Genomic DNA, 13,013 nt, shown 5'->3' on the forward strand with positions numbered 1-13,013 from the left:
TATTCCCTGAGCCCGTCAGCGTCACATTGTCGTAGTTCGACCCCCAAGCCAGCGACACGCTGCTGCCCGTTCCTGCCAGCGTCAGAGCGGCACTGTTCGCCTTGGCCGTGATCGTCTCGTTGCTGCCCGAAAGCGTCAGGCTCGACCCCTGTTCCAGGGTAAAGCTGTTGCCTCCCGCCGTGTCCGTGACCGTGTTACACACGTCGTCGAGCGTAATATTTCCATCCGATGAGGTACTACTCGACTCTAACGCAGTAGCTGTTGTTACGACCACCACATTTGAACCTCCGTCAAGTTCGAGCGAAGGGTCACTCTCATTAGAACTAATGGAGGGTTCGGTTGAGGCAGAAACTGTAACGTATTTCATCGCTTGACCAAAAGACAGGAAGAGGGTCCATGCAATCTGCAACCATTTTATAAATAAGACGTGACCAAAAATTATATCCTTGTGACCATTTGTTAGACACCCACGCCACTCGTGTGATTATTTATTATTTCTAAATAAATATATTTATATTTTATTGATTTCACTGTTTTTAATGCACAGATTAGACTCAGGAATCATTCTTTGAGCCAGAAGATGAAGCTTGCTGCGATGTGGATTGCTGACATGAAGGTGTAAGCACAGCGATCATATCTGGTGGCGACGCGCCGCCAGTCTTTCAGCTTTGCGAACATGTTTTCGATCAGATGGCGCTTTTTATACAGATGCCAGTTGTAAGGCGGCTTTGATTTCCGGTTTTTCTTCGGCGGAATACAGGCGGTAATATTTCGGCCTGCGAGAGACTGCCTGATTTTATTTCTATCATATCCCCGATGACTTCTTCTGTCTCATCGGGAAGAATGTCTGCACCTTTGAAGTCACTCACCTGGCCCGCTGTCAGATGAAGACGAACAGGACGCCCCTCGCCGTCGCACATGGCATGCAGCTTTGAGTTCAGGCCGCCTTTTGTTCGTCCGATATGGCGGGGGGAAAGCCCCTTTTTGAGCAGGGACACCGATGTCCGGTGCGCTTTCAGATGTGTAGCATCAATCATCAGACGCTTCGAACGGCCAGCCTGTTCTATCAGGGCAGTGAAGAGACACCCAGGCGGCTCCAGCGGATAAACCGGTTGTATAAAATCTTGTGCGGGCCATACGCTTTCGGAGCATCTTTCCACTGAAGGCCGTTGCGGATCACATACACGATCCCGCTGAGGACACGCCGGTCGTCCACACGCGGAATTCCATGTGCCAGCGGGAAAAACGGCTCAATCCTCTCCATCTGGCTCTCAGACAGCAAAAACACGTCACTCACAGCCTCATCTCCATCGGTCAGACTGTGAATCACGGAACACCGCTCAATTCAATGAATTAACAGGTTCTGACCCTAGAAACAAAATATAATTACCCATAGATCATGTACGAAACCACCTACATAAACATATATGCCAATATGTCGAGCAATATGTTTACAAATATCAACAGCGTCTATTTAATTAGATAATTAAATACATCATAAATTAACTATTTATCTCCATAAACGTTTTTACGATGCGCAACCTTCATTTGACGAATTAGAGCGGCGGACCTTACCGTGCTTCACGAATCCGAGTTTAACGGCAATATCGATCCCTGCAACGGCCAACAAATTGTTGGCTGGATCAAGCACATTCACAAAGACATGCCCATAGTAATCGACGTGCTTGTGAACGACGTAACTCTTGCCACGGGACATATAGCAGAGGACTTCCGAGAGGATCTTTCCGCAGCAAATGTCGGGGCGGGAAAGCACGGTTTTCGAATTCCCTTCAATCCTTCCTGTCATCTATGGGACAAATTACATCTGCCTTTGACCGTGCAGGTAAGGTTGAACTCCAACGGTATGTTATTATTGGAGCGTGGCCTCAACCCAACCGAACTTGAAGGCCCCATCCCGGATTATGTGGGTCACATCGACATATGCGAACGCGACCGTATAGCCGGTTGGGTTAAAAGCACCACACATGACGATTCTTTAGAACTTGACATCATCGTAAATGGGTGCTCGGTTCATGACCGAATTTTAGCCAACATTTTACGGGATGACTTACGACAAGCCGGATACGGATCAGGTTGTCATGGATTTTCCGCGCCTCTAAATATAACCACCATCGACAAAAACAGTAAACTTCTCGTTGAACTACGAAATTCGCGTGATAATTCTCCAATAATATCAAAACATATAGATTTCGCTGAATCACATGCGTCAATATGCATGGCATCCTGTGATAATAATACAGCACATTCTAGTGTATTCAAGCAACAAACAGCAACAAATGAAGGTGAATACCAGTCATTTATAGAAAACATAGAGAACGATTATCTCCATGGATGGGCCATTAACACATCTTCGCCGGATTTAATTTTTGATGTTGAAATCTTAATCGATGGCTACCCGCTTTGCAAAGTCCGTAATGATCAGCCGCGAGGGGATCTTGCAACCCTCGGTTTATCCAATGGACAGGGAGGAATTCAAATCCATTTGCCTCTCCATTCGCTAGGGACAGGGAAACACGAAATCGGGCTACGCACCCCGGACGGCAAGTGTTCAACGCCCCTGATTGTGAGTGGTGAGGCCAACATTCCCTCCTTCATGATGAACGAAAATGCTGATGCCGCATCAATCACTGTCGTTGTTCCAGTTTACAACGCCGCAACCGATTTGACCGTATGCATTGAACGACTTGTCTCTCATACTCCTAAACATGTAGATATCATCTTCATTAATGACCACTCGTCGGATCCTGAAATCCGCAAAATATTACGTAAAGCTTCTACAAAATATCCCAATATCCGCGTTCTGACAAACAAGAAAAACATGGGGTTTTCGGCGACTGTTAATCGTGGGATTAAGGCAGCACGCAATAGCGACGTTATACTTCTTAACTCCGATACACGCGTTACCCCTCGTTGGGTCGAAGGATTGTGGTTCGCGGCGTACAGTGGGCAAAGAATTGGTACAGCAACAGCAATGTCCGACCGTGCGGGAGCATTTTCAGCACCAAAAATAGGTAGTGACAATTTATTACCGAAAGATATAGACGAAATTTCCTTCGCCCGCACTTTTCGCCGACTTTCTTTTGGCCTTTACCCACGTGTACCCACAGGTAACGGCTTTTGCATGTATATTCGGCGTGCCTGTATTAACGATGTGGGGCTTCTGGATCACATTGCTTTTCCTCAGGGCTATGGCGAAGAAAATGATTTTTGCATGCGCGCTGGCAGGGTGGGATGGCAGCATGTAATTGATGACCGTACCTATGTGTTCCACGCTTGTTCAAAAAGTTTTGGCCCAATTAAAACAGACCTCATGAGAATGGGTCGGGCAATCGTCGATGAACGTTTTCCAGAATATACTAATGCGATAAAAGTATTCCACAATAGTATTCCATTGTCTATCGCAAGACTGACAGCATATCGTGCGATCCAGAGTATCATCACCGGTGGACGCGTACGTACACGAATATTATATGTCATTTCCACCCAAACTGGAGGCACTCCCCAAACAAATATCGACCTGATGCGCGCATTCGATGGGGACATCGAATGCTGGACGTTGCGCTGTGACAGCAAAACTCTTGAATTATGTCACGTAGATAATAATACATCCCATTTGGTCGCGCAGCACACCTTAGTAGAACATGTAGATCCGATCACGCACCGTTCGCTAGAATATGAGCAAGTTGTAAAAACGTGGCTCCATATTTTTGACTTTGATCTGGTTCATATCAGGCACCTTGCTTGGCATAGCCTGGAATTGCCCCGAATTATTAAAAAACTAAATTGTCGAAGCGTATTTTCGTTTCATGATTTCTATATGATATCACCGACAATTAAATTAATTGACGATACAGGCATGTTTTTAGGGGATAATTTCAGTCCGAAAAACGAAAAAAATCGAGAAACTTTATGGCCTCACGGGACGCAACCGGAGCCGACTGGGGCGTGGCTGGTCCATTGGCGAAACCGCAACGAGGTCGCTTTGCGCCATTGCGATGCGTTTGTCACCACTTCCCAAAGTGCACGCAGCCTTATCTTGGATTACATGCCAAGTTTACCCAAAAATCGCTTTCTGATTATTCCACATGGAAGAGATTTTGCGAATTTTGCATCTCTTTGCCGTCCCTATATATATTTTGACGATCCAATCAGAATATTATTGCCTGGAAATCTAAATATCGCAAAAGGCCTCAATATTATTCTTGACTTATTAGAATATGATCAGGCTGGGCGCCTCGAGTTCCACGTCTTGGGTACTGTTAAATTACCTTCGGGTTTCACACATCCACGATTAATTCTACATGGCGAATATAACCGCGACGAATTCGCGGAGCGTGTTGAGCAACTACATATTCATGCAGGAGCAATTTTCTCAATCTGGGATGAGACATATTGTCATACTCTTACTGAATTATGGTCTGTGGGAGTACCATCCTTTGTTTTGAATCTGCCAAACGTCGCGAAACGCGTTCGCCAAAGTGGAGCAGGATGGGTCATCAATTATAAAAACACCCCTGATTTATATAATACAATTTTACGAACTATTTGCGATTCCGATGAACAGATGAAGAAAAGAGTTGCGTTAGCAATGTGGCAATCTGAAGAAGGAATCGCGAATAGTACGAGAATGATGGCTTCATACTATTTGGAAATTTACCGTGATCTTCTACGCGCTCCCGGCGCCGGAACACGTGCTCGTGTTGCTGTAGTTTGTCCATCCGAACGATCTTTACGCCGCGCGAATGCCTCGACGGTAATCCGCATTTGGGAACGATGTCGCAATGCTATTTCACGCGACATCACGTTTATTCGAATGAGACCTGAGGCTCTTTTGGCCGCAGTACGCTTAAAAATGGTCGACGCGGTGATTATCCAACGTACAGCCCTTCCAGCTCTATTAAGCGATTCAATTTTAGAAACAATGCATAAAGCCGGCGTACGATATCTGCTAGATTTAGATGATGATCTATTGAACGTCCCTCGAGAGAAAGACCCAAATAGAGTCTATTCGGACTACGCACCTACATTAAGAAATGTTCTTAATAACGCACACGTGGTAACAACGTCAACAATTAACTTATGTAAAAAGTTAAGAATACTAGCAAAACGTGTGGAACTGTTGCCAAATCGTCTGAGTAACAGAATATGGTTGCAAAATAATAATTCTGAGTGTCACGATCTTGAAGGTGTAGTACGAGTTGTTTATATGGGGACAACGACACACGAGAGCGATTTGGCTCTAGTTTTACCAGCGCTAGACGCCATCGCTTCGCTGGATGCGCGTTTTCGATGCTCATTAATTGGTGTAACTAATAATAAACACATACTTAATTCGAGAGAACGTTGGATGGAAATAATCGCTGTTCCTCCCGAAGTTACTTACTACGAGCAATTTGTACCGTGGCTAAAAACACAAGCTCGCCGATTCAGTTTTGCAATAGCTCCACTGGAACAAACGACGTTTAATAAATCAAAGTCTGAATTGAAGCTTCTTGAATACGCAGGTCTAGGACTGCCAATTTTAGCATCAAACATCTCTATTTATCGTGATATTTCGAAATCTAACAGTTATATCACGTTATGCAAGAATGATATTTCATCGTGGATCGATGGTTTATCCAATATGATATCTAAAGTATCTAGTTTTTCCTCCGAGTATAAAGCTGATATTATAGAAAAGGCGAAATATTTTATGGTAGAGGAATCCCTAAAGGAGTTTGATAGTCTTGTTTTATCTATGATACAGGACGATAAACGAATATTAACAAATACCACGTTACACGAAACGAAGTCATTATTATCTGTTTCCTTACACCGTGACGGAAAGATATATCAGCGATCCACTCCCGTTGTTCCGGAGAGTGATCATTTTCCGTCGCTGCGTAGAGCAATATCTTATTCGACACGGAATATAAATTCCAGAAAAATTGTTGATCTGGAAGACAATAAAAATCGGTAGAATTCGTGTGGCTGAGTTATACGAGGGTATTATGAACCTAGAAAAGTGTCTTTCATTTATTTCGTCTGTTTACGGTTCTGATTGCATCTCGGATAATGATGTGCTGCTTATATCCGGAACACAGGAAACATCATCATTTAGCGACAATGATTTTTCTGGTATTTATATACACGAAGAAAATTTTTTATCACTTGACAAAGGTGACGTTAATATCAAAAATCTTCATAATGTTATAATAAAGTCTAACTTAAGTTATAAGGCGATATTATTGTATAAATATATATCTGTTTTTAAGACAGAATATCTCGTGAGAAGTTTTCTTGGTGCTATTGTAGGAAGAAAAGGAAGCCCTTGTATTATCATAGAGGACTCACGAAATGTTTCGTTTATCAATAGATTCCGTAGACTATGTCGAGTCTTGGACCTAGAGTCAATATGTATACCAGTAGAGCGTGACAATATATCCATGTATGTTGTGAATGCGCGCCGTAAGAATATTGGATTTGGCGCTGTTATAAACGAAACTAGAGATGATATTCTTAAAAATAGTTGTGGAGTTACGAATACAAAATTATATTCACCAAATGATTTCATGGAGCTTCTATCTACTCAAGTTCATTGTGAGAATCCGTTCTCATTTATTAGATTTAATCATTGTGAACCCCGTATCTCGGGTTTCCCCTATTTATTTTCAATTGAAGACGCAATCGAAACCACTGAATTACAGTGGGGCCAAAAAGACGTATCGATACATGATATTGCTAAAATTTCCTCTCAGTTACTCAACTGTGTCCGTAATGCAGATATGATGGGAATACCGGATATTCAGCACAATGCTGGGGATAAACTTAGTATACTTTCAAACAGCTGCTACGTTCTTTTCCGCGATTTTCGGTTGTTTTCTGAGTCCACAAAGATAACTAATGTTAATATTCATATAAAACTAGGCATGATGGCCGATTTTTACGAGCTACTCAAAGTTCCTAAAAAGTTAGTACTTGTGTCTGGGCGGGATGTGTCGAGAAAATTGCAGGATAAGTTAAATAGGAGCAATATAAAGCAAATAACGATTCCGCAAGAATTCCGGCACAGAGAGACAGAGAATACAATCCCTCATTTCCCGCATTTATTTAGACATATATCGGAAGAAATACGAAAAAAAGCTGGGAAAGGAACAATGTTTCTTGTTGGTGCAGGTATTTTGGGAAAAATATATTGCGATATAGCACGCAATAATGGAAGTATTGCTTTAGATATTGGTTCGTTATTTGACGCGTGGGATGGAAAAGCTACTCGGGGACGCGGATTCCCTGACGGAATATCTTTGAAATGAAGAGTCAGAGGTGGACCCATCCGTTCGGACAGTTTTGTAGGCTTGATAAGCTATACCCGGTTGTCGTTATGCTGCCATTCTGACGGCGCTACTGTTGGCCATCTGGTCCGGGGTTAACCCCGGACCAGATGGCGTCGGTACATCATGATATGCCCCATCGGCCGGGCTGGCGATCGCTTCCGGTGCTGCCTTGCGAGAAAAGAGGCTCGCCGTGCTTTCAATCACCTGGCGTGTCCATTGGGCGATCATCGTCTGGTGCATGCCGTGCTTCGACGCCAGTTCTGCCAGCGTTTGCTCACCCCTGATCGCCTCCAGCGCGACCCGCGACTTGAACTCACCCGGATACCGTTTCCGCGTAACCTTGCCCATAAAACCGTTCTTTCTCAGGTCGGATTATAGCTTATCGCCCTATCCGAAAAACGGGGGCACGTCTCTTCATGACAATGGGACAGATCAATGATTATACCAGTGCCGCGCTCTGCTGGACTGCCTTCCTACAACGCGATGGATACTAGGAGCCCGTGGTTGTAATGCTGACTGGTTCAGGGATGCCCTCGAGGAAAAAGAGATTAGACCCTGCGTTCAAGGACGGAAATCTCGCGGAAAACCCGTCAAATATGATAGGCGGAAATACAAGCGCTGCAACCGCGTCGAGATCATGTTCGGCAGACTCAAGGACTGGCGGCTTGTCGCCACACGCCACGATAACGGATGTCCAACCACCGTCTTCTCAGTCTTCCACCTCGTAGCGCACATCGTACTCTGGCTATGAGTCCTGCTTAGGTCCGTCCGAATATAAAGCCAGAAGAACAGAATTTTGCCTGCCCGTGACCGAACGTTCTTCAGCGATGTTTCGTCTTTACGGAAGAACGCCTGAGATGATCTCCAAAGATACCATATCTCATCGAAAAATAGGGTGCTTGATACTCATCACAAATATCTACACGAACCGCAGCGTCAGGCAATAATAAGTAGACCAGAAACCAAATATTATGCCACAATAAATCTACAAAAATTATTTATTTTAATATTCATTTGACATTTTTCTCATTGTGAATGATGTTTTTTTTCGTAATATAGTTTGGGAGCGCATCCATCACACGATTAACCATCTCATCCTGAAGTTTATTTACTGTGTCAATAAGAATACGAGCGCGCTCAAGATGGCCTTTTTTGAACGCTATATCTGCCTCCGCTATAAGTTCTTTGCTTATTTTATCAAGCATATAAGACGTCTCCCCCACAAACCATACTCTAACGCAACGCTTTATTGTGATGAAAAGCATTTTACAACATATCTTTTTAGCATCCGATTTTGGTTTGAACGTTAATAGGAGACTGAAAACGAACTGCCCTAGACCGCCTAACGGACAAAAGGAAAACTTGGTCGCTTTCCGTCAATGCCCAAGGCGGATTGGCAGCAGCATGCACGAACAAGATAGCGCACCATGTTGAACCCCACGCGAAATTCGACCTTCAGGCGAGACCACGACACCCAAGCTCTGCCATCAATAGCGCAATCCGTCCCCACCCCTCGTCCTGAAGATGTGTAATCTGACCGTCTAGCCCACCGCTCTTAGAGCGCCTTTCACAAGCCCTTGTACTCTGGTCCTGAACGAGGGATGAGACTCCATAGCCTCAGCTCTCGTTTCGGATAAATTATGGGCGGTTATTGAACCGGGCCTGCATGGATAGCGCATCCATCGCGGAAAAAAGGGGAGGTGAAACGACTGGTCCAAACCCCACGTATCGCGGGAGACCGGGCACGAAGCGGCACATCGTCACGGATCGACAGGGTATTCCGCTGACTGTTCTTCTATCCGGCGCCAATGTCCATGACAGCCGGATGCTTGACCCTCTCCTGGATGCTCTGCCTTCCATCCGGTGGAAGGAAGGACTACCGCGCCGCCGTCCTGGAAAACTTCACGCCGACAAGGGCTATGACTATCGACACTGCCGGCAGGCATGCTCCAGTCGCGGGATCAAGCACAGAATGACCAGAAAAGGCATCGAAAGTAGCACTCATCTCGGAAAGCATCGCTGGGTCGTGGAGCGCACCTTCGCATAGATATCCCGTTTCCGATGCCTCACTGTCCGCTATGAAAGAAGGGCCGATATCCACCTCGCCTTCACACTGATCGCATGCTCGCTCATCTGCTTCAGAACCCTCACAACATGGTTTTGAAAGGAATCCTTAACTGACGACACGCCCTGGCGTGGTGGCGGCAGCAGCTGAACAAAGAGAAGCGACCGTTCTACCGGTTCGGCGAGGGACCTCCGAAAGAAACAGAGGTCGCAAAAGCTCATGATCCAGTATCGCTGCAGCGCAATGCAACGAAGGCTGCGCATTTTCTCGCCATACTGGAACTGGGCAAGCAAGGAACCGTCGTCCTTTCGCAAGCCTACCTTTTGGCGAGGTCGCGATCATGCGACCGGACCGGGCGACAGCACCAACGGACGGGTGATCGTATGATGTTCCTCCCGATGGGGAGTGTTGGGCGGGGATCTGGCCATTTATTGGCCGAACAGCTATGAGACCATCTTTGAATAGTATTTTACAGTAGGTAATATACTCGTTCTTCGAAGGGAAAAATCATGTCTGAAGATCTATTAACTTCTGTGGATGTTCTTCGTGGTCTGACGACGGATATTGTCTCCAGCCACGTCGCGAACAACGAGGTGTCCGCCGAGCAGATTCCGCAGCTTATCCGACAGGTCTATGATGCGTTGGCCAGTATGGGCCACGAGAAAGCGGCACCTGAGGCGCTGACGCCAGCCGTTCCGATCAAGAAGAGCGTGTTTCCCGACTACATTGTCTGCCTTGAAGACGGCAAGCAGCTGAAAATGCTCAAGCGCCATCTGATGACGGCTTATGGCATGTCTCCCGATGAGTATCGGGCGCGCTGGGGACTACCGAGCACGTATCCGATGGTGGCTCCGTCCTACGCCGCCAAGCGCTCTCAGTTGGCCCAGGAGATCGGGCTGGGACGCAAGACTGCCTCACATGTCGAGGAGACGACCGACGTGCCGGTGACTAGGGTTCCCGAAAGCCGTCGTGGTCGGAAGAAAGCCGCCGAATAATCCCGTTGAGCGCGTAAGAGTCGAAAAAGAGTCCTTACGCGCTCTGTATACTGGCACCCGTGAAATCGAAGAGCGTCTCTCCGAGACGTGTTCCTGTGCAACCGTAAGGAATTCTTCCCGCCTTCCAAATAGATCGGAAGCTACGTTCTTTTCTCTTTGATTTGTCATCAGCTGTTGGGGGCAGAACGCTGGTTTTGGAAAAAGCAAGGCTGCTTTGCGCACGTGGGAGTGGTGTCATCTACACGTAAGTGGCGGATGATAGATGCGATAGTTTCTATAGGAGACAACTGTCATGAACAGGTATCTTATAACATCTCTTGCGATATCTTTGTTTGGCGCACCCTTGGCATCCGCCGCGGAAAACTCGCGTCTGGCACAGACGGAATTAAATGACCCGGGCAGTTATTTACCATCGGATAAGCTGAATCGGGCGCTGGATGTATTAAGAGCGGCTCATGGGGGAATGGGGTCGAAATGCGCCCATGCGATGACCGCGCTGCGCACGGCACTGGCTCACATGCCCGCTCATAGCCGGATGGATGATCCGGATGCCGGGGTCGCTCAGAATGCACTGGCGCAAAATTATGAAATTGCGGTGGAAGCCTGTACGCCGGATGCGCAACGTCTATGCCAGAGTCCGAACACGTCTTCAAAAACCACGAGCGCCTGTAAAAACTTGGGGGCGGAAGAAAACGCCATCATTCCGCAACGCGGTGAATGAAATGAATATTATTATATAAGAACAAGATGAAAATAGCGGCATGCCGTAATCTACAGGTCTTTGCGGAGGATAAACCTGCGAGTAAAATATTTTCATTTGCCGTCTGAAACTCAGCCAGAGAGAATTGCACCGTATTTTCGTTTGGTGCAGGGAGTGCCGCGCGTGGATGATCGACGTATTCTGAGCGGGCTTGTTTTATGTTACTCGAACGGCTTCTGTGGAAAGAAGGCCGATGTTCTTTTGAGAGATCTATCAAAAGAAACAAAGGAAATCATTGGAAACAGAGATTATGATTAGGCAATCCCTCGCCGAACGGAATATCACACGGCCTATCGTCCACCGAAGAAAAGCTAAAAATAAAAGTCACAATTCGCCTATATCTGCACAATAGATCGCTCATAATATCAAAATACATTCGCAACACTTAGGTGAAAGTGACGTGCCGTAACATATTACACGTTGAATACGCGACCTATCCCTCCCGTGACCAACATCGCCATAATCCCCCAGAACATCACCCGTAATGTCGGGCGCAATGGTGATGCACCACCAGCTAAAGCGCCGACCATACCCAGAATGGCGAGAACCACGATGGAGGTCAGGGAGACACTCCAAGACACCCACGCCACCGGAGTCAGGACAGCCGCCAGCACGGGCACCACAGCACCTGACGAAAACGCTATGGCGGATGCGAAAGCAGCCTGAAGAGGCTTTGCCGTAGTCGCCTCTGATAACCCCAATTCGTCTCGGGCATGCGCGCCCAAAGCATCATGTTTCATAAGCTCGGTCGCAACATTGCGGGAGAGTTCTTTATCAAGTCCTCGCTTTTGGTAGATTGCAGCCAGTTCCGCGACTTCTCCGTCCCAGTCTGTCAGAAGCTCCTCTTTTTCACGGGCGATATCGGCCCGTTCGGAATCCGCCTGCGAACTGACCGAGACATACTCGCCCGCTGCCATGGACAAGGCCCCGGCCACAAGTGCGGATAATCCTGCAATAAGAATGCTGCCACGTGCCGCATGGGAACTAGCAACTCCGACGATAAGACTTCCGGTCGATAATATCCCGTCATTGGCGCCCAGAACGACTGCACGCAACCATCCTAATTTTTCGACGGAATGGCGTTCGGTTTGGGGAGGAAGACGGGACATTAGAGGGCTCACTTCTACAACAAATACCACGCCGATCTATAGAGAAAATAAACCCCCTCGCAACACAAAAATCACCACACAAAATGAGAGTTATTTGCAATATTATCCGCATAAAGATAAATATTTACCGTTCAGGTTCCTGTAAGGTTGGCCTAATATACAGGGCGACTTACGATCATTTTTGCAAGGGTACGCATGTCTGTTTCGTCCCCCATCATTGCAGGCAGTTCACGCTATGATACGCTAACAATTGCTCTCCACTGGATGACGGCCCTGCTTGTCGCATTTCAGTTCGCTCTTGGTGAAACCTGGAATTTACCCACGAGACCCGTTCATCACCTCATGGTTGTCGCCCATCTGACTGCTGGTATTTGCTTGACCGTCATCATGATGTTGCGCGTTGGATGGCGCCTGACGAAAGGGCGGTATCTGTCAAAACTTCTCTCGCCCCTTGATCGAATGTGGGCTCTTGGAATGGAGTACACACTCTATATTCTACTGTTGGCAGAAATCGGTCTCGGCTATCTCTGGCGTTGGGGAAGCGGACAAGCAATAAGCTTTTTCAATCTCTCGCTTCCTTCACCACTCATGCGCTTTCAAACAAAGACGCTCGAGTGGATTCAATCGCTGCATCACTGGAATGCATGGCTCATCGTTGGTCTCGCAATAGGTCACGGCGGTGCCGCACTTTTCCATCAGTTTATCCTGAAAGACAGAGTTCTGGAACGGATGCTTTACCGCAAGCCATGA

Annotated in this window: 8 protein-coding genes and 4 pseudogenes; 7 read left to right on the forward strand and 5 right to left on the reverse strand. The window is 46.7% G+C overall.

The genetic code is table 11. From position 1 onward, the window contains the following. Both KUA11_RS16060 and KUA11_RS16065 read right to left on the reverse strand, forming a co-directional pair. Window positions 1–202: hypothetical protein (locus KUA11_RS16060; RefSeq protein WP_217411963.1), on the reverse strand; the 202-nt coding region annotated here is incomplete at its 3' end. Window positions 203–561: 359 nt separating this feature from the next. After that, window positions 562–1,297: pseudogene (locus tag KUA11_RS16065) on the reverse strand (IS5 family transposase). A gap of 279 nt (window positions 1,298–1,576) precedes the next feature. Here KUA11_RS16065 and KUA11_RS16070 point away from each other — a divergent pair. Both KUA11_RS16070 and KUA11_RS16075 read left to right on the forward strand, forming a co-directional pair. Continuing rightward, window positions 1,577–5,980 carry a glycosyltransferase gene (locus KUA11_RS16070; protein ID WP_217411965.1) on the forward strand — a complete coding sequence of 1,468 codons (4,404 nt, stop codon included), beginning with the start codon at window positions 1,577–1,579 and terminating at the stop codon, window positions 5,978–5,980. Window positions 5,981–5,987: 7 nt separating this feature from the next. Beyond that, window positions 5,988–7,313 (forward strand): GT-D fold domain-containing protein, encoded by a 1,326-nt coding sequence (locus tag KUA11_RS16075; RefSeq protein ID WP_217411967.1) that lies wholly within the window; start codon window positions 5,988–5,990, stop codon window positions 7,311–7,313. A 156-nt stretch (window positions 7,314–7,469) separates the two neighbouring features. On the opposite strand, the pseudogene KUA11_RS16080 reads toward KUA11_RS16075, so the two are convergent. Next, window positions 7,470–7,682, reverse strand: a pseudogene (locus KUA11_RS16080) (transposase); the annotation flags it as partial. Window positions 7,683–7,741: 59 nt separating this feature from the next. Between KUA11_RS16080 and KUA11_RS16085 the strand changes: the two are divergent. Then, window positions 7,742–8,085, forward strand: a pseudogene (locus KUA11_RS16085) (transposase family protein); the annotation flags it as partial. Between the two features lie 259 nt (window positions 8,086–8,344). On the opposite strand, the gene KUA11_RS16090 reads toward KUA11_RS16085, so the two are convergent. Continuing rightward, window positions 8,345–8,539, reverse strand: coding sequence for a hypothetical protein (locus tag KUA11_RS16090; RefSeq protein WP_217411969.1), 195 nt, complete (start codon window positions 8,537–8,539; stop codon window positions 8,345–8,347). A 449-nt stretch (window positions 8,540–8,988) separates the two neighbouring features. On the opposite strand from KUA11_RS16090, the pseudogene KUA11_RS16095 reads away from it, so the two are divergent. The 3 genes and pseudogenes from KUA11_RS16095 to KUA11_RS16105 form a co-directional block, all read left to right on the forward strand. Continuing rightward, a pseudogene (locus KUA11_RS16095) lies at window positions 8,989–9,498 on the forward strand (IS5 family transposase); the annotation flags it as partial. Window positions 9,499–9,908: 410 nt separating this feature from the next. After that, window positions 9,909–10,394: a Ros/MucR family transcriptional regulator gene (locus tag KUA11_RS16100; RefSeq protein ID WP_217411973.1), complete on the forward strand. Its 486-nt coding sequence runs from the start codon at window positions 9,909–9,911 to the stop codon at window positions 10,392–10,394. 292 nt (window positions 10,395–10,686) lie between these two features. After that, window positions 10,687–11,115 (forward strand): hypothetical protein, encoded by a 429-nt coding sequence (locus KUA11_RS16105; protein ID WP_217411975.1) that lies wholly within the window; start codon window positions 10,687–10,689, stop codon window positions 11,113–11,115. Between the two features lie 452 nt (window positions 11,116–11,567). Here KUA11_RS16105 and KUA11_RS16110 read toward each other — a convergent pair whose 3' ends face one another. Beyond that, window positions 11,568–12,263 (reverse strand): VIT1/CCC1 transporter family protein, encoded by a 696-nt coding sequence (locus tag KUA11_RS16110; protein ID WP_217411977.1) that lies wholly within the window; start codon window positions 12,261–12,263, stop codon window positions 11,568–11,570. 195 nt (window positions 12,264–12,458) lie between these two features. Here KUA11_RS16110 and KUA11_RS16115 point away from each other — a divergent pair, with 195 nt between their 5' ends. Further along, a complete protein-coding gene (locus tag KUA11_RS16115; RefSeq protein ID WP_217411979.1) occupies window positions 12,459–13,013 on the forward strand; it encodes a cytochrome b in 555 nt (184 codons plus the stop codon).

It is taken from the genome of Acetobacter estunensis (assembly GCF_019083805.1).
In the GTDB taxonomy this organism is placed as follows: Bacteria; Pseudomonadota; Alphaproteobacteria; order Acetobacterales; family Acetobacteraceae; genus Acetobacter; species Acetobacter estunensis_A.